Here is a 22,318-nt window from a genome sequence, read left to right as displayed (position 1 = left end):
GATATACGGACCTTGCGAGGTCAACCCAGTGGCAGCGCCGGCGCTTTCGCACGGCCCGCGCGGCACCCGGCGCGGGGGCCGCACGGTTCTCCACAGATTGTGTTGGCAAGCTTGTGGATATCCTGCGCACCAGCCACCTAACTCATTGAGCGCACGGGGTTTTGTGCTTCATCTACAGAATCGGGCAGCCCCGGCGCAGCCGTGCGGCAGGCGCCGGGGCCGGGGCCATCCGGGCATCAATGCCGGTCGAGCCCGCCGCGCAATTCGCTCGCCTTGTCGCGCAGCGCCTCGTAACCCGAGCGCGCATGCTCGGGCAGGTCGGGATCGCCGATCAGCGCGCCGAGCGTTTCGATCAGGCTGAACAGGATGCCCTTCGCCGCGCCGACCGCGATGCTCTGCGATTCGATCGACTTGTGCAGGTGGTCGACCGCCGCTTCCAGATTCTCGAGCTTGTGCTCGCTGTCGTCGGGCCGGTTGTCGGTCGTCATCGTCTACCTCCGCCATCGTTCAAGGGTCATGTCACGATTCTATGCCGCTGCGCGCGAACGTGGCGCGACATCGCGCAACGTTCGCGCAGCGCCGCGCTACAGCACCGCGACCACCTTCACGCGGCCCGGCTGCTCCGCCGCCGCGACGACCTGGCCGTCGACACGGCGGAACGTGAGCGACACGGTTTCGTCACCGACGCGCAACGCGTCGATCCGCAGCCAGTCGACGCCTTCCGGCAGCGTCGGGCGCTCGACGCGCACCTCATGGCGCGATGCGTCGATGCTCACGCCGAGGCAGGCCTGCAGCATCATGAACGGCGCACCGGCCGCCCACGCCTGCGGCAGGCAGGCCACCGGATACGCGGTCGGCGGCTCGCCGCGCCGGCGCGGGAACCCGCAGAACAGTTCGGGCAGGCGCATCTCGAAGCTCACCGCCGCCTCGAACAGCGCGCGCAGCAGGTTCACCGCGGCGGTCTTGTCGCCGTAGCGCGCCAGCCCGCGCGCGATCAACGCATTGTCGTGCGGCCACACCGAGCCGTTGTGATACGCCATCGGGTTGAAGCGCGGCTGGCCGGCCGCGAGCGTGCGGATGCCCCACCCTGTCTGGAACAGCGCCGAGCCGAGCACGCCGGCGACCGCCGCGCCGCGTTCGGCGTCGGGCAGCCCGAACGCGAGCAGGTGGCCCGCGTTCGACGCGAACACGCGGCACAGGTCGCCATGACCGTCGAGCGCGATGCCGTAGAAATCGCCTTCCGGCATCCAGAACAGCGCGTCGACCTGCTCACGCAGCGTCTTCGCGCGCAACGCGTAGCGTGTGGCATCGGCCGCGTGGCCGCGCCGATGCGAGCACATCGACATCGCATCGAGCGCCGCGCACGCATACGCCTGCACTTCGACCAGCGCGATCGGCCCGTCCGGGAAGCGGCCGTCCGCGTGGAACACCGAGTCGTGGCTGTCCTTCCAGCCCTGGTTCGCGAGGCCGCGCTCCGACGTGCGCTGGTAATCGAGCAGTCCGTAAGGATTGCGGTCGCACTTGTCGATCACCCATTGCGCGGCACGCTCGAGCGCGGGCCACAGCTCGTCGATCAGCGCATCGTCGCCGGTGCGTTCGACGTACGCGCCCGCGAGCACGATGAACAGCGGCGTCGTATCGACCCCGCCGTAGTACAGCGCGAACGGCACCTCGCCGGTCGCGGCCATCTCGCTGCGACGAAACTCGTGCATGACCTTGCCGGGCTCCGCGTCGCGGAATGCGGAAGTCTCGCGCGCCTGGTGCTCGGCCAGGAAGCGCAGCACGCCGCGCGCGAGCGACGGCTGCAGCCACAGCATCTGCAGCGACGTGATCACCGCGTCGCGGCCGAACGGCGTCGAGAACCACGGAATGCCCGCATACGGGTACGGCCCCGTGTCGAGCTGCGTCGTGAGCAGCCCGAGATCCGCGAGCGAGCGGTCGAGCCACGCGTCGAACAGCGGATTGCCGGTGTTCACGCGCGCCATCGATTCGCGCCGCGCGCGCATCTCGCGGTGCACGCCGACGAGCGCGGTGCGCAGCGCGACGCGGCCGCATCCCGGCCCTTCCGCATGCGCGGGGCCGAGCGTCGCGTCGACGGTCAGGTAGATCGACACGCAGGCCTGCGCGGCGATCGTCAGCGTGTAGTCGGCACGATCGACCGACAGCGCATCGGGTGCCGGCGAGAAATGCACGGTCACGTTGCGCTCGACGCCGTCGAGGCCGTCATAGCGCAGCCGCACCGCGCCCGCGTCGACGCGCGGCGCCACCACGGTGCCGCGCTTCGGGCGCTGCGTGCCGCGCACCTCGAACATGTCCTTGAAATCGGCCGCGAACGACAGCGACAGCGGCACCTCGGCTTCGCTCGCGCCGTAGTTCGTCAGCGTCAGCGCTTCGTAAAGCACGTCGCCCGCGAGCACGCGCATCCGCTCGATGTGGATCACGCCCTCGGGCGTTTCGTGGCCGCCGAGCGGCGGCAGCGGACGGTTCGTCAGGTGTGCGGTGAACGACGCGTTGTCGGCGCTCGTCGCGCCCGACAGCAGCGACGGCGCGCGACCGCCGAAGGTCAGGCGCCACGTCGACAGCACGCGCATGTCGTCGACGAACAGGCCGTCGTCGTGACCGCCGATGTCGCCGAGCGCGTCGCTGACCACGAATGCGTCGCCGGATTTCAGGACGTACTGGTTGTTGCGCGCCAGTGCCTGCGGATCGGCTTCGGGCGCGATGAAGGCGGGGCCCGACGGCGGGGTCTGGGCAACAGGCGCGACTTGCGGCGCCTGGGTCGTCGTGGCTTCAGCGTGATTCGGCATCGATGCTCCTGTGTCGGGTCGCAACGCGCGGCGCGTCGCGTGTTTCGCACAGGATAGGACAGAACGGGGGACGCGCGCAGCGAGGAAAGCGACGCGATGCGATGCGGCGTGGTCGTCGCGGCAAGCCCCCGCCCCGCGTTACGAAAACAGGCTCATCAGATAAACCATCGGCCGGAACGAAACCGGCCGCGCATCGGGATTCACCCACAGCCGCACCGCATACACCGCGTAGGCCGGCACCTCGCGCCAGCTCGAATAGACGTCGCGCAACTGGAAACGGCGTGGATACGCGGCGGAGATGTCCGCCCGCGCGATGCCGACGCGCTCGAACGCGAGGCGCGCCCGCGCGAGGTGGTAATACTGGCTGACGATCACCACGCGCGACACGCGATGCGCCTGCAGATAGGCGAGCGTGTGCTGCGCGGTCGCGAGCGTGTTGTCGCCCTGGTCGTCGAGCGCGATCCGGTCGGCCGGCACGCCGCGCGCGACGAGATAGTCGCGCATCGCGGTCGCCTCGTTCAGCCCGGGGCCGTCGATCGCGCCGCTGACGAGGAACGCCGGGCACTGCCCCGTGCGGTAGCAGCGCGCGCCCACGTCGAGCCGGGCGGCGAGCACGGGCTTCGGCGCGCCCGCCTCGTCGAGCGCGTTGCCGAAGATCACGGCGACGTCGGCCGGCTCGCTCGGCATCCGCATCCCGTACGCGACGAGCGCAACGGCCGCGACGATCCAGAGGCAGGCGACGACGGCCAGCAGGCGGCCCAGGCGGGCAAACACGCCCCGTTTGGTATGGTTTTTCAAGGTTTTCGGTCTCTCAGGTCGTCGGGCGTAGCGGCTTGCCCCGCCCCGGACGGGCGCGTCACGCTAGCACGGTGCGCGTTCGGGTGTCCACGCAACGGACCGATGCCGGACCGCGGACGGCCTTCCTGAAAGTCGACCGGAGATACCTACCCGGCGAAGCGGGTACGCAATACGGAGATCGAATGAACGCCCATGCACGCGCCGCTCAGCGACACCCGGCCGGTGCGACCCGGATCAGTCGACCTGGCACATCGTGAGCCGCCCCATCGCCTCGCCCGCGCCGCGCACCGCGCAGGTGGCCGGCTCGTCGGCGATCCGGGCGACGAGCCCCGTCTCGTCGTACAGCAGGCGTTCGATATCCGCGAGCAGCGCGCCGCCGCCCGTCAGCACCACGCCGCGATTCGCGATGTCGGTCACGAGCTCGGCCGGCGCGTTCTCCAGCACCGACTTCACCGCGCCGATCACCTGCTTGAGCGGCGCGGCCAGCGCATCCGCCACGTCGTGGTTGGACAGTTCGATCGAGCGCGGCAGCCCGTCGCCGACACCCCGCCCGACCGCGCGCGTCGACCGGCGCGGCACCGCGCTGGTGGCCGAGCCGATCGTCTGCTTCACGTGTTCGGCCGTCTGTTCGCCGAGCAGCACGCCATACAGGTTGCGCACATGGTTGACGATCGCCTCGTCGAACTGGTTGCCGCCCACGCGAATCGCCTCGCGGTAGACGATGCCGCCGAGCGCGATCACCGCGACTTCGGTCGTCCCGCCGCCGATGTCGACGACCATCGAACCGACCGGCTCGGTCACCGGCAGGCCCGCGCCGAGCCCGGCCGCGAGCGATTCCTCGATCAGTTCGACCTCCGATACACCCGCGGCGAAGGCGGCCTCGCGGAGCGCGCGGCGCTCGACGGCCGTCGCATCGGACGGCACGCACAACGTGACTTCGACGCGGCGGCCGAAGCGCGAACGCGTGCGTGACATGTCGATGAAGCTGCGGATCATCTGCTCGGCCGCGTGCGCGTCGGCGATCACGCCGTGCCGCATGGGCCGCACGGCTTCGAGGTGCCCCGGTTCGCGGCCGAGCAGCGCCTTCGCGAGCTCGCCGACGGCCTCGAGCGTCGGCCGGGCGTCGGTCGCACCGGCACCCGCCTTGCGGAAGCAGACGACCGACGGCTGATTCAGCACCACGCCGCGTTCGTGCGTATAAATCCGCGTACTCGCCGTTCCAGGGTCGATCGCAACGGGTTGCGCAAACAACTTTCCGAACAGCGGTGTCGACATATCAAACCTTTGTAATCGAACGGACCAGGGCAGCCGCGCCATATTTCACGGCGCGTCCATGCCGCCCCATCACGAACTTAGCGGCAATTCGTTCCGATACTTTAGGCAATTCTGATGATTTTTTCGCGACTGAATTGTCAAAAATGCCGTTCCGGACGCCTCCGGCTACGCATCAGCCTCTCGCATTGCGCCTGTAAAACACGGTAATCTCTCGGTCTTGCCTGCTCCCGGCAGGCCTCAGACGCCCGATCACGCCAGGTATTTCCTCCATGACAGCGACCGTTTCCTTCCGCTGGGCGCGGGTGCGCCCGCTTTGCACGACGCTCGTCGCCTTCTGGTGCTGCACGGTCGCCGCGCAACCGCTGCCGGCCGCCGACTCCGCCGCCGCGGCCGCGGTCACCGCCGCCCCGATCCCCGCCCCGGTCGCTGCCGCCAGCGCGCCGGCTGCAACGCCCGCCGCATCCGGGCACACCTGCGAAGCCGACGGCGGCCCGGCCGGCCGCCCGTCGATCGGCCTCGTGCTGTCCGGTGGCGGCGCACGCGGCTACGCGCATCTCGGGATCCTGAAGGTACTGGAAGACAACCGCATCCCGATCGACTGCATCGCCGGCACCAGCATGGGCGCCGTGGTCGGCGGCCTGTACGCGAGCGGCATGGCCGCCGGCGAGATGCAGAAGCGGCTGTCGGAGGTCAACCTCGCGGACATCGCGTTCGACGTGACGGAGCGCGCGGACCTGCCGCAAACCAGCCGGGAGGACGAGCGCCTGTACATCAACGGGCTGACGCTCGGCTTCGGCAAGAAAGGCGTGAAAGTGCCGGTCGGCCTCGTGCAGGGCAACCGGCTGCAGGCGCTGCTCGCGAGCTGGACGGCCGCCGTGCCGACCAACCAGCCGTTCGACCGCCTGCCGATCCCGTACCGCGCGGTCGCGACCGACCTGCAGACGGGCCAGATGGTGGTGCTCGACCACGGCTCGCTGCCGCTCGCGATCCGCGCGAGCATGGCGATGCCGGGCCTGTTCGCGCCGGCCGAGATCAACGGGCGCGCGCTCGTGGACGGCGGGCTCGTCAGCAACCTGCCCGTCGACACCGCGCGGCAGATGGGCGCGAACGTCGTGATCGCGGTCGACATCGGCTCGCAACTGCGTCCGCTCGACGCGCTCGCGTCGCCGGCCGACGTGATGCAGCAGATGGTCGGCATCCTGATCCGCCAGAACGTGACCGCGCAGCGCAAGCAGCTCGACGCGCAGGACGTGCTGCTCACGCCGGACCTCGGCTCGCTCGCGTTCACCGATTTCCAGAACGCGAAGCAGGCGATCGCCGCAGGCGCTGCCGCCGCGACCGCGGCGCTGCCCAAGCTGAAGCGCTTCGCGCTCACGCCGGAACAGTACGCGGCCTACAAGTCCGCGCACGCGCAGCCGCTGCCGCCGCCGATCCGCATCACGCGCATCGACATCAAGACCTCCGGCGGCGTGCCGAAGCAGGTCGTCAGCAACGCGCTGCACGTGAAACCCGGCGACACCTACGATCCGGACACCGTCAGCCAGGATCTGCTCGGGCTCACGACGGGCGGCAACTTCGAGAGCGTCACGCAGCAGATCGTGAGCCACGGCAACGAAAACGTGCTCGAGATCGACGCGCGCGAGAAATACTGGGGGCCGAACTTCCTGCTGTTCGGGCTCGGCATGTCGAGCAGTTCGACCGACGAGGGCGGCTTCCGCCTGCACGTCGGCTACCGGCGGCCGTGGCTCACCGAATCCGGGCTCGAATTCCGCGCGGACACGACGATCGGCAGCGACCTGCAATCGGCGCGCATCGAGTTCCGCCAGCCGCTGTCGATGGCCTACGGCGTCTATCTGTCGCCGTACGCGGAATACCAGCGCCGCTACGCGAACCTGTACGACGACACCGGCGACGTGAAGATCACGCAGTACCTGATGCAGACCGCACGCGCCGGGCTCGATTTCGGGCTGCCGATCGGGCGGCTCGGCGATTTCCGGATCGGCCTCGGTTACGTGACCGGGCACGGCTCGCCGACCTACAACGTGCCGTTCGACGACGGCAACGGCCAGACGCTGCTGTGGCCCAGCTTTACGTCGCAGGCGCTGACCGCGCGCGCGCGGCTCGTGATCGACCAGCTCGACGATCCGCTGTTCCCGCGCAAGGGCTATTTCACCGAGCTGCGCGTCGAACGCTCGCTGGTGTCGCGCAACGGGGGCTCGGCGTCGGACTTCGACGACAGCATCAACACCGCGCCCTACACCGAGATCTACGGCAAGGCGATGGTCGCGCAGCAGTTCGGCCGGCACAGCGTCAGCGCGACGATCGAAGGCGGCAAGAGCATCGGCGGCACCAACCTGATCAACGCATTCAATTTCACGCTCGGCGGCTTCCAGCATCTGTCCGCGTATGCGGCCGACCAGTTGAACGGCAACGAGCTCGCGTATGCGCAGGTGACCTACATGAACCAGTTGATGACGTTCAACGCGTCGCCGGTCAAGGCGCTGTCGGTAGGCGCCAGCGCGGAAGTCGGCAACGTCTGGTCGAGCGGCCAGAAGGTCGGCGGCGGTGCGCTCAAGCAGAGCTATACGTTCTTCACGAGCCTGTCGACCGCGTTCGGGCCCGTGTACATCGGCGTCGCGCTCGCGCCCGGCGGCCGCCGCAACTTCTACCTGCAGCTCGGCCGGACGTACTGAGCGTGCGCGGCTGCCGCTTCGGTGGCAGCCGCCGTCTCCATCGCGCCGCGCGGCCCGGTCAGAACTCCGCCGCCATCGCGACCGCGCGGGCCTGCGCCCGTTCGATGCTGTCGCTGGCCCGCGCGCCCCACGTATGTTCGACGGTCAGGCTCCTGACCTCGCTCACGCCGATGAACCTCAACCAGAATTCGATGTAGTCGGCCTGATGCCGGAACCCGGGATTGTCGGCGCCCGCACCGGGCTCCCGGCTTTGCCCGCGAACATGGATCACCAGCGCGCGCGGAATCTCCAGCAACGGCGCGTACGCGTTCCCGTCGAATGTAAACAGCATGTTCCGCTGGCTGACGAGATCGATCAGCTGCTTGAGCTTGTACGGATAGCCGAAATTCCACATCGGCACGCCGACGACGATCCGGTCCGCCGCCTGAAAACGCTTCACGAGCGACTGGATGCGCCGCCAGATCGACTGCTCCGCGTCATCCATCGGCGCGTTGGCGACGCCCTTGTACTTGGCGCCGATCGCCTCGCTGTCGAAGTCCGGCAAGTCCTCCTCCCAGACATTCAGCGTATCGACGTCGAGCGTGGCGCCCGTCTCGCGGTACGCATCGACAAAGGCATTGGCGACCGCGATCGAAGCCGACCTGGCGCCGCGGGGAGAAGACACGATATTCAAAAGCCGCATGATGTGTGACCCGGACAGGAATGCATGAACAAGGGGGCGGCCATCGTGGCAGCCCCGGCTTCACTGCTGCGTCGCGGGCGGCCCGCCTGCGCTTTCAGGGATCGGCCCGCCGATATAGTTGCAATTGCAATCGTAATGCAAAGCGCGTACGCGTGGCAAACGAATCGCCACGCGATGGCGGTGCGCGGAGGCATCGAGACGAGGAAGGTACGGCGGGAACGGCCGGCGACGCGCTCGAGTCCGGCGCGTGCGGCTGTGTGCTGTCGTGCTGTTGTCGTTGTCGGGCTCGGCGCCCGCGATGTGTATCGCTAGACCGGCCAGCTGATCTCGAAGCGCGCGCCGCCGAGTTCGACGGGATCGACGACCGCGATCCGGCCGTTGTGCGCGTGGAGCACCTGTCGCGTGATCGACAGGCCGAGGCCGTAGCCGCCGGTGCGGCGGTCGAGACGCACGAATGCGTCGAAGATGCGCTCGCGTTCGCTCTCCGGCACGCCGGGGCCGTCGTCCTCGACGAAGATCCCGATGTTGCCGTGCACGAGCGAGATCCCGACGACGATCCGCGATTTCGCGTACTTGCTCGCGTTGCGCAACAGGTTGCGCATCGCATACGACATCAGCCGCCGGTCCATCTTCACGCGCAGGTCCGATGCGATCGCGATGCGCGACTCGATCGCGCGCTCCGGATACAGCAGCTGCGCATCGCTGACCTGATGCTCGAACCACGCGACGGGGGCCGTCATCTCGAGGTTCGACTGCAGCGAGCTGTATTCGAGCCGCGCATACGTGAGGCTCATGTCGATCAGTTCCTCGAGCTCGGTCACGTCCTGCGCGATGCTCTCGAGCGCGCCCTGGTATTCGGCCGCGGAACCCGGTTCGCGCAGCATTTCGAGCGCGAACCGCACGCGCGCGAGCGGCGTGCGCAGCTCGTGCGAGATGCCGTTCGTCAGGTCGCGCTGCGCGGCGATCAGCCGCTCCATGCGCATCGCGAGCGCATTCAGCGTCCGCGCGAGCGGGCCGATGATCACGCTGTGCGATTCACGCGCACGCGTGTTGAAGCGTCCGCCCGTGAAGTCGATCGCGCGCTCGCGCACCATCACGAGATCCGACCACACGGGCCGCATCCATCGGTATGCCGCGAGCGCCGGTGCGGCGAACACGAAGACGAGCACGATCCAGATGTCGCCGGGCAGCGAGTCGAATGCATGCCACACGACCTGCGGCGACAATTCGACGCACAGCGCGAGCGCCGGCACGAGCGCGGTCAGCAGCACGAGGCCCAGCAGATGCAGGTACGTGCGCACGTAAAGGCGCGACCAGCTCGGAATGCGGTCGGCGCGCGTGTCGGTCCACGCGCGGCGGAAATGCAGCCAGCGCCACTTGACGTAGCGCAGCGTCGGCAGCGGCGGTGCATCGGGGTGCGAACGGGTTCGTCGGATCATCTCGGCTCCCGGCCGGCGGGTGGAATGCCCGCGCGGAATGTGGCGGCGTCGTGCGAGCGCCGCGTCATTCCCACGCGTGCTTGCTGAATTGATAGCCCTTGCTGCGGATCGTCTTGATCCGCTGCGGGTTGCTCGCGTCGTCGCGCAGCTTGCGGCGCAGCTTCGAAATGCGCCCGTCGATCGTGCGGTCGAGGCCGTCGAATTCGACGCCGCGCAACTGCAGCATCAGGTCGTCGCGGCTGACGACTTCGCCCGCATGGCAGACGAGCGCCCACAACAGGTCGAATTCCGCCGAGGTCAGGTCGGGCGTGCTGCCGTCGGGCAGCACGACGGAGCGGTCGGTGCGGTCGATCGAGAACTTGCCGAACGCGTAGCGCTCGGGCTGCGGCGCGGTGCTCTCGGTCACGCGCGCGGGCGCGCGGCGTAGCTGGGCCTTGATCCGCGCGAGCAGGATGCGCGGCTCGACCGGCTTGTGCACGTAGTCGTCCGCGCCGAACTCGAGGCCGAGCAGTTCGTCGAACGGCTCGTCGCGCGCCGTCACCATGATGATCACGCCGTCGTACTGCTTGCGTGCCTCGCGGCAGATTTCGAAGCCGTCCTTGCCCGGCAGGTTCACGTCGAGAATCACGAGATCGGGACGAATGGACAGGATCGCCGGCACCGCGGCGTCACCATGCAGCACAGTGTCGACTTCATAGTCGTTCTTGCGCAGGTAGCCGGCGATCAGCGTGGACAGGCGGGTGTCGTCTTCGACGAGCAGGATGCGAAAAGACATGGGCAGCGGTCGGGTCATCGGGGAAGCCGCGGCGGCGGCGCCGGCCCGTGCCGGACGCCGGCCATTGGCCGAAACGTACCGCATGATACTGCGCCGGCCGATTGCCTGTTCAGAGGTCTTGAAAATAAGGGCGCGATATCGTCCAAGCTTGACGAATCGGCGCCGGGACGGTTCCATACGGGCTCGCCTGAATCCGGGCCGCTCACCTACCCGCCTGACTCGATGAATTACCAGACGATCCTCGAACGCATCCACACCGAACTCGCCCCCTGGATTGGCCAGGGCCGGGTTGCCGACTACATTCCCGAACTCGCGAAAGTGCCTGCCGACAAGTTCGGGATGGCCGTCGTGACGCTGGACGGAAACGTTTGCACGGTCGGCGATGCGTACGAACGCTTCTCGATCCAGAGCATCTCGAAGCTGTTCGCGTGCACGCTCGCGTTCCAGCTGCTGGGCGACGAACTGTGGGAACGGGTCGGCCGCGAGCCGTCCGGGAACGCGTTCAACTCGCTGGTGCAGCTCGAGAGCGAGCGCGGCAAGCCGCGCAATCCGTTCATCAACGCCGGTGCGCTGGTCGTCACCGACGTGCTGTGCCGCCGCTTCGTGAAAGCCGAGACAGCGCTCGTCGAATTCGTGCGGCGGCTGATCGGGGCGAACGACGTCAACTACGATTCGCGCGTCGCGCAATCGGAGCTGCAGCACGCAGAGCGCAACCGTGCGATGGCGCACTTCATGGCGAGCTTCGGCAACATGCAGATGCCGCCCGACACCGTGATCGATGCGTATTGCCGCCAGTGCGCGATCACGATGAACTGCGTCGAGCTCGCGCGCGCGGCGCTGTTTCTCGCGAACGGCGGTGTCGCGCCGGTCACCGGCGAGCGGATCGTCGATTCGAGTTCCGCGAAGCGGCTGTCGGCGCTGATGCTGACTTGCGGCACCTACGATGCGGCGGGGGATTTCGTATATCGCGTCGGGCTGCCCGCGAAGAGTGGCGTCGGCGGCGGGATCGTCGCGGTGCTGCCGGGCGAGATGGCCGTGTGCGTGTGGGCGCCGGGGCTCGATGCGAACGGGAACTCGTTGGCGGGGACACTGGCGTTGGAGTGGTTGACGACGTATTCGGGAAGGTCGATTTTTTGAGGCGGCGGGTTAGGCGCGCCTTATCCGGCGGAACGGCGCTAGGCGAATATCGGCGCGCTCAATGGAGAACTCGCCATTCGGCAGCAATCGACCCCGCCGGGACATGCACCGGTTCACACAGCGAGATTACAAAAAATGAAAATACTCCTCGTCGCTTCACTGGGAATAGCATTGCTTGCTCGATCATCACTCGCCTTCGCGGGTAGTGAAAACGGGAAACAGATCTTCCTGGCGAGATGTGCGATGTGCCACGGAGCAGATGCCAGAGGCACGGGGCCATTGGCCAATAAAAGCAATCCGCCCACGCCCGACCTCACGACGCCCGCCTTCAAAAAGCGGCTCAACGATTATCCGGGCGTCATTGTCTCGTCGATCATCCTTCGCCCCAATGGGGACCTGATTCCGAAGACGTTGCGAGAGAATGGCGTAAAACTCCCGCCCCACTCGTGGACAGTCCAGGATTTCCGCGATTTGAATCAATACATGAGTGCATTGATTTTAAAGAATTAAATATTTTGGCGCGGTTTTGTATTGCCGGCGTCCCGGCACGTTGGCGCTGGAGTGGTTGACGACTTATTCGGGACGGTCGATTTTTTGAGGCGGCGGGGTTAGGCGCGCCTTATCTGGCGGAACGGCGGCAGAGTCATATCGGCGCGTGCGCTTGATGGGGAATTCAGCCATCGGCTGTGCTCGACCCAACCGGGTCGCACAAAACGCCGAACTCCAAAAGGCCGTTTCCGAAGGTAAAACGGTCACTCGCCTGCAGGCCGATGTCGATTCGGTGCAAGCCGCGCCGCTAGAAATTGCGCGCCACGCCGACCATGAACATGTCCTGGTCCTTGTCGTTGCCGGTTGCGACACGATTAAAGCGTAAGCTCGCCGCCCAATCGTTCGTTACCTGATAGGTCACCTGCGCGCTGAGCAACGCATTGAGTCTCGTTTTACTCGCGACCTCGTCCCGATCATGCGAGAGATACGGGCCCACACCTGCCGAAAGCGTCCATTTGCTCTTGATCGGCGCGACATACCAGAATTGCGCCGCCACACCTCTTCGGCCGGCGACGCCGTTATTGCCTTCGTAGACGAAGCTCGCCGAATAGGCCCACGCATTGCCGAGCGGCCGCTTGACTTCGACCATATACCCTTTTTCGATAGGCACTTGGGGACGGTTCGTCTGCGATGTCCCGGCCCAAACGCCAACCTGCGTCTTGCCGTCCGACAAAGCCGGGCCAGGATCGCCGCCAAAATCCGAGCCGATGCCGAAGAGCACCGCGTCGGAGTTGAATCCGTCGATCATCTGCACGTGGTTGTATTGCAACTTGAGGAAGAAGCGGTTGGGAACGACGTAATAGCGCACCGCTGCCGAGGCGCGCACGCCCCACCGCTTTTCATTACGCGGCTGGTCGTTGACATGCGTCGTGTCCATGCTGAAATACGGCCCCGCCGACAACTCGAGCGCCAGGCGATCGCCGACCGGCCAACGAAACGAACCTATGGCGGCGAAGCCGTCACGGTGGTGATCGAGGGGATGCCCCTCGTTCAGATACGCGAGGTAGACCGAGAGGTAGTCATTCAAGACGTCGCCGAAGCCGACTTCGTAGGCACGCCAATGCATATCGCCACCGTTGGTCGCGCGTCCGTCGCCATACACCGCATAGGCGTTGATCGTTCTTTCCGATGGCTTGAACCCGGTCGGCACGCTCGAAGGAGCGTCCTCGGCGTACGCGAGACCTGCGCCTGCCAGACATCCCAGACCGACGATCGAGCTTGCGAGGACGAAGCGCGAATAGATGCGACGGCACTGTCCCATTTGGACACCCCCTCACCTTGGTAACCGCGATTTCTCGGGCAAGATGACGACGATTATAGGCAGCCTCGGGTAAGAGGGATAATAGGGGCAATCCGCACAACTTCGGCCGCTGCCCCTTACAGGCAAAGGTCGGGCGGCCATGATCCGATCCGTCGTCATCGCTGAATTCCGGATTCAGCGATCGGCTATCGTCGGAGACGATGACGGCGACCGCCAGTACATTGCCGGCAGGCAGGAATGCGACGCCGGCGTGACGGTCGCCGGCTCGCAGCACGATAAAACCTACGAAAATCGCATCGGCAGCCGACCCGCTTTTCCGGTACAAATCTGGGACGCTGACATTCCCCGCGGGCTATTGGAGACTCTCGTTCATGACTCGGCAACACGCACCGGATATCGCAACGACCACCCGCACGAACCCCGGCGACAGCCCGTCCGCGCCGATTCCCGCCATCGTGCCATCGAGCACCGCGCTGCTCGTCATGCATTACCAGACCGACATCCTCGGCCTCTTTCCGTCCGTTGCGCCCAAATTGCTCGCCAATACGCGCCGGCTCTGCGATGCGGCGCGGGCCGGCGGCGTCGGCGTCTGGTTTGCGAACCTCCGGTTCAGCCCAGGCTATCCGGAAGTCAGCCCGCGCAACAAGAACGGCCAGGGCATCAAGCAGCTCGGCCGCTTCATCAACGACGGCCCGTGCCCGGAGCTCGGCCGGCAGGACGACGAGCCGCTGATCGTCGCGCACCGCGCCAGCGTGTTCTTCGGCACCGATCTGCAGGCGCGGCTGGTCGAGCAAGGGGTCGACTCGCTGATCATGGTCGGCATCGCGTCGACGGGTGTGATGCTGTCGTCGATCGCCCACGCGAGTGATGCGGACTTCCGCTTGTATACGGTCAAGGATTGCTGCTATGACCCGGATCCGGTGGTTCACGAGCATCTGTTCGCCACCGCCTTCGAATCGCGCACGACGGTGCTGTCGCTCGCGGACGCGTTGCGGCTGCTTGAGTAAACAAGCGGGCGCGCGGGCGATGCCAAAGACCGGCAGGGACTGCGCGCCGTGCTCGCACGGCCCGACGGTGTCGCCGAGAAAGCCAGTGGCAATGCGTCGAACGTCGACGAAGCCGCGCACGCGGCCATGTGATGGTTCGGCACACCCTGCGCCAGGCGTTGAACGCTACCTCTCTTCGTCTGAAGAATCCGGTGTATATTGCCGCCGATACGCTTGCATGCGCGCCATCGACGGTGCGCCCGACCTCATCGAATGCCCACGCTATCCGCCCTGCCGACGCCTGCCGAACTGAACCGCACGCTGCCTTTCGCAGCCGGCGCACGGCCGTGGCGGCTCGTCCGCTATGCGTGCATCGACTGGCTCGGCATCCTGCTGTGCTGGGCCGCGATCCGCTTCGTGCCGAATCCATTCGTCTATGTCGTGGCCGTGCTGTTGATCGCGGGCCGGCTGCAGGCATTCGGCGTGATCCTGCACGACGCCTGCCATCTCCCGATGCGACGCATGACGCTGCCGCTCGCGCTCGTCGAAGCGCTCGCAGGCTGGACGATCGGTTCGTCGATCGCCGCGATGCGCTACCACCACCTGCGCCACCACCGTGCGGTCGGCACCGCCGAGGATCCGTACCTGCACCGGCTGGCCGCGCGCGGCGGCTGGGTGCAGCGCGTGATGATGCTGCGTGGCGCGCTGCTGCCGGTCTGGTGGCCGCTGCGCGCGCTGATGGCGCCGCTCGCGCTCGCGTGGCCGGCCTTCCGGCCGTGGTATGCACGCGGTTTCATGCAGGACCGCTCGCGCCAGGATTTGCGCCGTCACCCTGAAGTCATCGCCTGCGCGCGCGCCGACCTGCCGCATTGCGCGGGCTATCTGCTCGCGATCGCGGCCGTCGTGCACTGGGATCTGCCGTTCTTCACGTACTACGGACTGCCGTGGATCGTCGGCGGCATCATGAACGCGAACCGCGTGCTGCTCGAACATCAGCACGTCGAGATCGACGAACGCGCACCGGAATCGATCTGGCACATGACACGCACGATGACATTCGGCTGGATCGGCAAGCTCGTACTGTATCCGCGCAACATCGGCTATCACCAGGTGCATCACGCGTATCCGGCGCTCGCGCTCGAGCATCTGCCGGCCGTGCATCGCTACCTGACGGACGGCACCGCGTTCGCGTCGTCCGCCTCCGGCCAAGCCGGCTCCACGCGCTAGACGTCCTGCGCCGCGCGGCGCCTACAGCTCGAACCGCATCACCTTTTCACCGCACTGCCCGGCCGGCAGCGGCTCGTCGCGCTTCACGGCATCGAGCAGCCGGTCGATCGCGACGTGCACGATGTCGGCCCGCACGTTGTGCGGGCGGAAGCCCGGCGCGTTGTCGAGGCCCTGCCGGTGCGCACGCATGATCCGCACGTCCTGCTGGATCACGAGATGCGTGTACAGGTTCAGCAGCGGCCGCAGCGCGCGCAGCATCCAGCGCGGCAGCCGGAACCGATACGCAATGTATGTATAGACGCGCGAGCGGCGCGCATCGATCGGCGTGATCTGGCTGACGATCAGGAAACCGGAACGTTCGCCCCACAGGTAGTCGCAGCGCGTCACGTTCGGGGCGATGAAGCGGTCGACGTGCGCGAGCGGCACGCGATCGGGGTTCGTGAGCCAGTCGAGACAGAAGCCGATCTTGTCATCGCCGTCGTGATAGGTGACGGCCACGCTGTCCTGTGTCGTCGCGACCGTCGCTTCCATCGCCTGGCCGCGGCTGCTGCGAAAGATCCCGTCGTGCACGAAAACCGTATGCGGCACGTCCATGAAGTTCTGCGCGAGCATCGCGATGTCGCCGTCGAACGTGTTCACCATGATGTACGACTGCCACGGCGCGACATCGCGGAACGGCATCCGGAAGATCGCGCGCGCCGACGGATCGCCCGTGCCGAGGTACACCCACACGAGCCCGTCGAGCAGTTGCACGGGCAACGTGCGCTGCCGGAATGGATAGCGACCGGGCATGCCCGTCGGTTGCGTGCCGTCGATGCTCGGCACATGGACGACCTGCCCATCGCCGTCATAGCGCCAGCCGTGGTACGGGCACACGAGCGTGTCGCGGTCGACCTTGCCGGCCGACAGGCGCGTGCCGCGATGCACGCACTGGTCGATCAGCGCGGCGATCCGGCCATCGCGCTGCCGGAACAGCACGATGCCCGTATCGAGGATCCGCACGCCGAGCGGCTTGTCGCGCGGGAGTTCGCGTTCGGTGCACGCGACGAACCACTGCTCATGCAGGCCGTCGGCCGGCGGCGCATACTCGTGCGCCCCCATCGCGTCGCGCGACGGGCAGTCGTGCCCGCATCCGCGTGATTCGATCATGTCGTTCATCGCGTCAGTCATTCGTCATCGCCAGCAGCGCGTCGGCCACCGGCAACCGCGTCACGAGTGCGCATGGCTTCACGTCGCCCGCACGGATGCCGGCCCGTTCGGACGCCTGCTGCTGCAGGTCGCCGAGCCGCGCCGGCGACCGGCCCAGTATGCGCACGCGCAGCGGGCCGAGCTGGCCGAGGCGGCGTGCGTGCGCGTAGTGAAACGCCTGCACCAGTTCGGCTTCAACGGCTGCGCACATTGCGTCGGCTGCATCGGTGCCGATGTCGCCGGCAATGCACAGCACGTAGTGCGGCAGCCCTTCTTTCGCCACGCACGGTACGATGCATGCGCCGACTTCGCTGTGCTGTCCACGCGCGCGGTTCAGCGCGTCGGCCGCAAGCTGTTCGTCGAGCTTCTCGCCGACGAGATCGACGCTCGCCGCCGCGCGCCCGACGAACGCAATGCGCGGCGTGCGCGCAGTCATGCCGACCACGCGCACGCGATCGCCGAGCGCATAGCGATACAGCCCGCCGCCCGTAGTCAGCAGCACCTGCACGTCGTCGCCGGGGCGCAGCCCTTCAACGTCGCACACGCTGCCGTCGTCGCACACGAATTCAAGGTAGTGGCTACCGATCGCGAGCGGGCAACCGTCGCCCGTGCCGAACGGAATGCTCGCGACACCTTCCGTCGCGAACAACCCCTTCGGCAGCCATTGCGCCTGCGGAAACCGCACGCGCAACGCGGCGGCGTAATGCTTGCTCGGGCCATCCAGCCAGCAGCTCACGGCGGCCAGGCGCGGCCACAGCGCACGGCAATCGCCCGCCTCGATCGCACCGCGCAGCGCGGCGCGGCGGTCGGCCGGCAGCGACGCGTCGACCCAGGCGAGATCGCGCGCGCCGTCGACATCGTCGCGATCGAACAGCGGGCGCAGCAAGCTCGTCAGGAACGTCGGGCTCCATACGCTGATGAACGCGAGCGCTTCGTCCGCGACGAGCGCACGCAGCGTCTCGCGTCGCCACGTCGACGCGTTACCGGTCAGCGGCGGCACGAGCAGCGTCGACGCGAGCGCGGCCGCGCTGCTGTCGCCGAGGTAGTCGAGATCGCTTGTCGAGCCGACCGGAATCCCGTTGGGCGCGACGCCGGGCGCTTGCAGCGGCGGCGACATCGACCAGTACGCGCGCCCTTCGCCGAGCGCGGGACAGGCGTGATACATGTCGGCCAGCCATACGATCATCGCGGCCTGCAGTTCGCGCAGGAACGCGGGCGTATAGGGAATCAGTTTCTGGCGCGCGGTGCTGCCGCTCGTGCGTTCGAGGAACACCGGGCGCTCGGCGGTCAGCACCGGTTCCGGTTCTTGCGACACGCGATCGAGCCACGGCAGAAAATCGGCGGCCGCATGCACGGGCACGCGCTCACGGAACTGCGCGGGGCTGTCGATCCGGTCGAAGCCGAACCGGCGTCCGAATGCCGTATCGCGGTTCGCAGCGAGCAGCGCCATCAGCCGCCGCGCCTGCGTGTCGCCCGGTGCGTCGAGGCCGGCTTGCCAGCGATCGACGTCCGGCTGCGCGGCGCGTGCGAACGTGCGCCATGCGTCGGCCGGGCTGCGGGCGAAGATATCCATCAGAAATAGGTCTTGTCGAGTTGCGCGAGATCGTCGGGCAGCCGGCGCGGCGGCGCGAAGATCGTGAGCCAGCCGTACCACAGCGGCCGTGTCTCGCGCAGGTCCGACACCGCGTGCATGTCCTGCCAGCGCAATGCGGGGCGCCGATGATGCGTGAGGTTGTAGTTGAAGTTCAGCAGCAGCCAGCGCACGGGTGTCGGCGCGCGCATGTTGTACGTGCCTTCGACGACATCGAGCGGCGTGCGCATGTGGTACACCCATTGCAGCGACGACCACGAGAACGCGAACGCGACATACGCAACCAGCACCGCCGACGCCGACCAGTCGAGCAGCCAGCCGGCCAGCAGCCACGCGCCGACTGCGGCAAGCGTTTCGTAGCGGATGCGGCGAAAGTCGGCCGTGGTGAATTCCTTGAAAGCAGCCGCGTAGGTGTTGTCGTCGCCGCGTGCGGCGAGCCGTTGCATCGTGCGGCCGGGCACCAGCGCGAGCACGAAGCTGCCGACGAAACTGCCGAGCCAGATGCCGCCGAGGATCGCCGCGTAGTATTCGATGCGCTTGCGCAGCAGCGATTCGTCCGCCGTTGCGAAATCCGCGCGCTCGGCACGCGTGCGGTTGCGCACGTGATGGCCGAGATGGTTGACGTGAATGAGCGTCGCGGCCGCGCCGAACATCGTGGACGCCCACCACATCATCATATAATTCGCGATCGACCGGCGATGTCCGAACCCGTGAAAGGTTTCGTGCATCATCGAGAACACGCCCTGCATCACGAGGCAGAACGGCACGAGCACGAGCCATTTGATCGCGCCAACGCCGGTATGTGAGAGCCACGTGAGCGTGCCGGCCCATACCACGCTCTGCAGCGCGAGCACGAGCAGGTTCGCCCGGTCGTAACGTCGGGTCTGCGCGGCGGCGGCTTGCGCGCTCGGTCGGTTCATGGCTCGGAATGGCGGTTGTTTGCACGGGAGGATACAACAGATGCGTCAGCCGCCGGTAACGGCCCGCACCCCGTCCCTGGCGGGGCGGCACTAGCATGCGGCCGTTTCGCCGCCCGAGAGGCGACAGCCCCGCGTCGCGCATGCCGACCCGCGACGTGCGCTTCGCGATCGACGAACGCATTCCGCGCTTCTGGTATCGCGGCACGTGCCATGTCACGCGCTTCTTCGACGCGTTTTCCGTGATGTTCCCGCTCGGCGAGCGCTTCTTCATCGAAAGCGTGCGGCCGTTTCGCGACCAGGTGGGCGGCGATGCCGCGCTCGCGGCCGACGTCGATGCGTTCGTGCGGCAGGAAGCGTCGCATATCCGCGTGCACCGGCTCTACAACGCGCGCCTCGCGTCGCAGCGGGTGCCGGTCGACGCGCTCGAAGCGCTGCTCGAAAAACGCCAGCGCAATGCCGCGCGGCAGGTAGCGCCCGTCACGCGGCTCGCGCTGACGGCATGCCTCGAGCACTACACGACGATCCTCGCGCACCGCCTGCTGAGCGACCCGACGATCCTCGACGGCGCCGACCCGACGATGGCGGCCGTGTGGCGCTGGCATGCGATCGAGGAAACCGAACACAAGACGGTCGCATTCGACGTATTCGCGGCGGCCATGCCGAACGCGGTGCGGCGCTATGTCGTGCGCTGTGCAGCCATGCTCGGGATCTCCGTCTACTTCGTGATCGACCTGATCTACTTTGTACATCGCCTCGTCGCCGTCGACGGGCGGACCTGGAACCTGCGCGGCTGGCTGCAACTGCTGCGCTGGCTGTTCGTCGCGCCGGGCATCTTCACGCGCGTGATGCCGATGTGGCTGTTCTGGTTCTCGCCGCGCTTCCATCCCGATCGCCTCGACAGCGACGCGGCGCTGCGCGCTGCACGCGCCGCACTCGAACCGTACCTGGCCGCCGCCGAACCCGAGCCGGAGTCGCACGCATGACACGCGCGCCGTGGACGCCCGACGGGTTCGACGACTGGCGCCGTCACTATCCGGCGACGCCGTTCACGCGTGCCGTGCCGAACCTCGACCGGACCGACGCGTTCATCGAAGGCTGGACACGGCGCGCCGCCCGCATGCCGCTGGCAACGACGGTCGTGCTCGTTGCCGGGCTGTATTCGGAATGGCTGCCCGGCTGCAATCGCGGCGCGCGGCAGACGCTCGGCGCGGCCGGCTATCGCGTGCTGACAGTGCCGGTGCGCTCCGCGCGCGGCGTGTTCGATCAAGGCGCGCATATCGGTGCATACCTGCGCAAGCACCTGCCGGCCGGCGGCGAATTCGTCGCGCTCGCGCACAGCAAGGGCGGCATCGACACGCTCGCCGCGCTCGTCGGCGACCCGGCGCTGGCGGCACGTTGTGCCGGCCTCGCACTGATGCAGCCGCCGTGCGGGCCGTCCGCGATCGTCGATACGATCTTCCGCCACGGCATGCCGCCGCGGGCAGCCGCGCCGTGGCCCGACCGCATCGCACGCCGCATGCTGCGTACGCGCTGGGCCGATGCCGGCACGCGCGACATCAGCAGCCAACGCGATCCGCGCGTGGGCGACATGCTTGCCGCGCTGCCGCGCGACCTGCATCTCGTGCACGGCGTGAGCTGGTCCGTCGAGGCATCCACGCGCTTCGATTCGCATCACGGGCGGCTGAACGGGCATCGTCCCGGCTGCGCACACGACGGACAGTTCTATCTCGAACACCAGGTGATGGCCGGTATCCCCCAGATCTGCCTGCCACGGCTCGACCACGGCCAGCCCGTGCTCGGCGGGCTCGGCTTTGACGCCGGCCGCTTCTGGCTGGCGTTCGCCGACCTGCTGCACGTCACGCGCGCTCAGACGAGGTAGATCTCGAAGCCCGGCACGCGGCCGGCCAGCAGGCCATCGATCGGCGCGACCGGCTCGCCGGTCGACAGCGTATAGAGATCCATCGGCGTACGCGCCACGTGGTAGCGCGTGAGCGCCGCCCCGAGCGGATCACCGTCGTACAGGCACAACTGCATCAGCGCGTGACTGTTGCGCACCCGCAGCCATGCGGCATCGAGCAGCGTCGCGAACACGGACGGATCGCGGTCGCGCACCTGCAGATGCGTCAGATAGACGTCGCGCAACGGCTCGCCGGGCGCCGCGATAAGCGGGCGGCGCAATGCGGGCGCGAGCGCATTGAATGCGATACGGACCGCCTGGAGCGGCAACGGCAGCCGTTCGAGCACGATCCGTTTGATATCGCCGGCATCCCACGGGGCGACACAGCCGAGCAGGTTGTCGTGCGCGTCGAGCGCCAGCAGGAACGCGCCGATACCGAACGACGGCCACGTAGAGAGCCGGCGCGCGAATTCGTCCGCGGAAAACACGCTGCCGAACGGCTGGCGGCGCGATTCGGCATCGAGAAACGCGCGCAGTGGGTCCGCATGATGCGGCTGCGCGTCGACGATCCGCACGCCGGGCATGCTGCGCGGCGCCGACGACAGCCCGCGCTGGGCGTAGATCGACACGTTCTCGTAGCCGTGCCAGTGCGAGAAGCGCAGCCGGTTCTCGCGCCGCGAACGCGCCAGCGACTGCACCGCGAGCCGGTTGTCGCGGATCATGCAGCAATACGCATGCTGCACACCGGATTCGGCGCGCAGCGTCGCGAAGCGTGCGCGCACCGAGTCGGTCCACTCGCGCGACAGGCGCCGGTCAGGCATCAACCGAAGATCGCCGAGATAGGCGACCGGCTGCGCGCGTTCGCCGAGATAGCCGTCGCGCACGACGAGGCTCGCAAGCCCCTTCAGCGCCGCGCGCTCATCCTCGGCGAGCCAGACCTCATGACGCGGCGCGTGGCAGCGATGCAGCGCGAAGTAGTCGGGCGCACGATCGAAGCGCAGCGGCAAGCTGCCCTGCATCGCATGACGAGACTGGAAATCGAGAATGCGCGCGTTGTCGGCCGATTGCGCGAGACGGATCCGCATGCGCGTAA

Annotated in this window: 19 protein-coding genes; 7 read left to right on the top strand and 12 right to left on the bottom strand. The window is 67.5% G+C overall.

Annotated features, from left to right (window positions below; genetic code table 11):
• Positions 1–236: 236 nt before the first annotated feature.
• The 4 genes from CFB47_RS21840 to CFB47_RS21825 all read right to left on the bottom strand — a co-directional run bounded on the left by CFB47_RS21840 (position 237) and on the right by CFB47_RS21825 (position 4,880).
• On the bottom strand, positions 237–488 hold the full coding sequence (locus CFB47_RS21840) for a hypothetical protein (RefSeq protein ID WP_011354368.1): 252 nt from the start codon (positions 486–488) through the stop codon (positions 237–239).
• A 96-nt stretch (positions 489–584) separates the two neighbouring features.
• Positions 585–2,807 (bottom strand): amylo-alpha-1,6-glucosidase, encoded by a 2,223-nt coding sequence (locus tag CFB47_RS21835; protein WP_089462249.1) that lies wholly within the window; start codon positions 2,805–2,807, stop codon positions 585–587.
• 138 nt (positions 2,808–2,945) lie between these two features.
• Positions 2,946–3,605 (bottom strand): YdcF family protein, encoded by a 660-nt coding sequence (locus tag CFB47_RS21830; RefSeq protein WP_089462248.1) that lies wholly within the window; start codon positions 3,603–3,605, stop codon positions 2,946–2,948.
• A 234-nt stretch (positions 3,606–3,839) separates the two neighbouring features.
• Positions 3,840–4,880, bottom strand: a complete 1,041-nt coding sequence (locus CFB47_RS21825; RefSeq protein ID WP_089441899.1) for a rod shape-determining protein — start codon at positions 4,878–4,880, stop codon at positions 3,840–3,842.
• 269 nt (positions 4,881–5,149) lie between these two features.
• Here CFB47_RS21825 and CFB47_RS21820 point away from each other — a divergent pair, with 269 nt between their 5' ends.
• Positions 5,150–7,573: a patatin-like phospholipase family protein gene (locus CFB47_RS21820; RefSeq protein WP_089462247.1), complete on the top strand. Its 2,424-nt coding sequence runs from the start codon at positions 5,150–5,152 to the stop codon at positions 7,571–7,573.
• Between the two features lie 58 nt (positions 7,574–7,631).
• Here CFB47_RS21820 and CFB47_RS21815 read toward each other — a convergent pair whose 3' ends face one another.
• The 3 genes from CFB47_RS21815 to CFB47_RS21805 all read right to left on the bottom strand — a co-directional run bounded on the left by CFB47_RS21815 (position 7,632) and on the right by CFB47_RS21805 (position 10,469).
• The gene (locus tag CFB47_RS21815; protein ID WP_089462246.1) at positions 7,632–8,255 is read right to left on the bottom strand and encodes an FMN-dependent NADH-azoreductase; all 624 of its coding nucleotides are present in this window, start codon (positions 8,253–8,255) and stop codon (positions 7,632–7,634) included.
• A gap of 308 nt (positions 8,256–8,563) precedes the next feature.
• Positions 8,564–9,694 (bottom strand): ATP-binding protein, encoded by a 1,131-nt coding sequence (locus CFB47_RS21810; protein WP_046548399.1) that lies wholly within the window; start codon positions 9,692–9,694, stop codon positions 8,564–8,566.
• Between the two features lie 64 nt (positions 9,695–9,758).
• Entirely contained in the window at positions 9,759–10,469 is a 711-nt protein-coding gene (locus CFB47_RS21805) for a response regulator (RefSeq protein WP_039366515.1), read from the bottom strand.
• Between the two features lie 222 nt (positions 10,470–10,691).
• Between CFB47_RS21805 and CFB47_RS21800 the strand changes: the two genes are divergently transcribed.
• Positions 10,692–11,606, top strand: coding sequence for a glutaminase (locus CFB47_RS21800; protein ID WP_089462245.1), 915 nt, complete (start codon positions 10,692–10,694; stop codon positions 11,604–11,606).
• Positions 11,607–11,741: 135 nt separating this feature from the next.
• Positions 11,742–12,116, top strand: a complete 375-nt coding sequence (locus tag CFB47_RS21795; RefSeq protein WP_089441894.1) for a cytochrome c — start codon at positions 11,742–11,744, stop codon at positions 12,114–12,116.
• 286 nt (positions 12,117–12,402) lie between these two features.
• On the opposite strand, the gene CFB47_RS21790 is transcribed toward CFB47_RS21795, so the two are convergent.
• On the bottom strand, positions 12,403–13,416 hold the full coding sequence (locus CFB47_RS21790; RefSeq protein WP_089462244.1) for a hypothetical protein: 1,014 nt from the start codon (positions 13,414–13,416) through the stop codon (positions 12,403–12,405).
• A 371-nt stretch (positions 13,417–13,787) separates the two neighbouring features.
• On the opposite strand from CFB47_RS21790, the gene CFB47_RS21785 reads away from it, so the two are divergent.
• Together CFB47_RS21785 and CFB47_RS21780 are read left to right on the top strand one after the other, a co-directional pair.
• A complete protein-coding gene (locus tag CFB47_RS21785) occupies positions 13,788–14,423 on the top strand; it encodes an isochorismatase family cysteine hydrolase (protein WP_089462243.1) in 636 nt (211 codons plus the stop codon).
• 252 nt (positions 14,424–14,675) lie between these two features.
• Complete coding sequence (locus tag CFB47_RS21780; RefSeq protein ID WP_089462242.1) at positions 14,676–15,629, top strand: fatty acid desaturase family protein; 954 nt, start codon at positions 14,676–14,678, stop codon at positions 15,627–15,629.
• 21 nt (positions 15,630–15,650) lie between these two features.
• On the opposite strand, the gene CFB47_RS21775 is transcribed toward CFB47_RS21780, so the two are convergent.
• Genes CFB47_RS21775 through CFB47_RS21765 form a run of 3 tightly spaced genes read right to left on the bottom strand, consistent with a single transcriptional unit; the run spans position 15,651 to position 19,328 of the window.
• Positions 15,651–16,799: an aromatic ring-hydroxylating dioxygenase subunit alpha gene (locus CFB47_RS21775; protein ID WP_089462241.1), complete on the bottom strand. Its 1,149-nt coding sequence runs from the start codon at positions 16,797–16,799 to the stop codon at positions 15,651–15,653.
• A complete protein-coding gene (locus CFB47_RS21770; protein ID WP_089462240.1) occupies positions 16,792–18,390 on the bottom strand; it encodes a GH3 auxin-responsive promoter family protein in 1,599 nt (532 codons plus the stop codon). Before CFB47_RS21770 ends, CFB47_RS21775 begins: the two co-directional genes overlap by 8 nt.
• Positions 18,390–19,328 (bottom strand): fatty acid desaturase, encoded by a 939-nt coding sequence (locus CFB47_RS21765; RefSeq protein ID WP_089462239.1) that lies wholly within the window; start codon positions 19,326–19,328, stop codon positions 18,390–18,392. Before CFB47_RS21765 ends, CFB47_RS21770 begins: the two co-directional genes overlap by 1 nt.
• A 140-nt stretch (positions 19,329–19,468) precedes the next feature.
• On the opposite strand from CFB47_RS21765, the gene CFB47_RS21760 reads away from it, so the two are divergent.
• Together CFB47_RS21760 and CFB47_RS21755 are read left to right on the top strand one after the other, a co-directional pair.
• A complete protein-coding gene (locus CFB47_RS21760; RefSeq protein ID WP_256946738.1) occupies positions 19,469–20,311 on the top strand; it encodes a metal-dependent hydrolase in 843 nt (280 codons plus the stop codon).
• Entirely contained in the window at positions 20,308–21,207 is a 900-nt protein-coding gene (locus tag CFB47_RS21755; protein ID WP_089462237.1) for a hypothetical protein, read from the top strand. The genes CFB47_RS21760 and CFB47_RS21755 overlap by 4 nt, the downstream gene beginning before the upstream one ends.
• On the opposite strand, the gene CFB47_RS21750 is transcribed toward CFB47_RS21755, so the two are convergent.
• The gene (locus tag CFB47_RS21750) at positions 21,195–22,310 is read right to left on the bottom strand and encodes a hypothetical protein (protein WP_089462236.1); all 1,116 of its coding nucleotides are present in this window, start codon (positions 22,308–22,310) and stop codon (positions 21,195–21,197) included. The two genes, CFB47_RS21755 and CFB47_RS21750, sit on opposite strands and share 13 nt — an antisense overlap.
• Positions 22,311–22,318: the final 8 nt, after the last annotated feature.

The sequence above is a fragment of the Burkholderia sp. AU27893 genome (assembly GCF_002223205.1).
In the GTDB taxonomy this organism is placed as follows: Bacteria; Pseudomonadota; Gammaproteobacteria; order Burkholderiales; family Burkholderiaceae; genus Burkholderia.
Note: the sequence above shows the minus strand (reverse complement) of the source record. Positions and strands in the feature narration are given on the sequence as shown.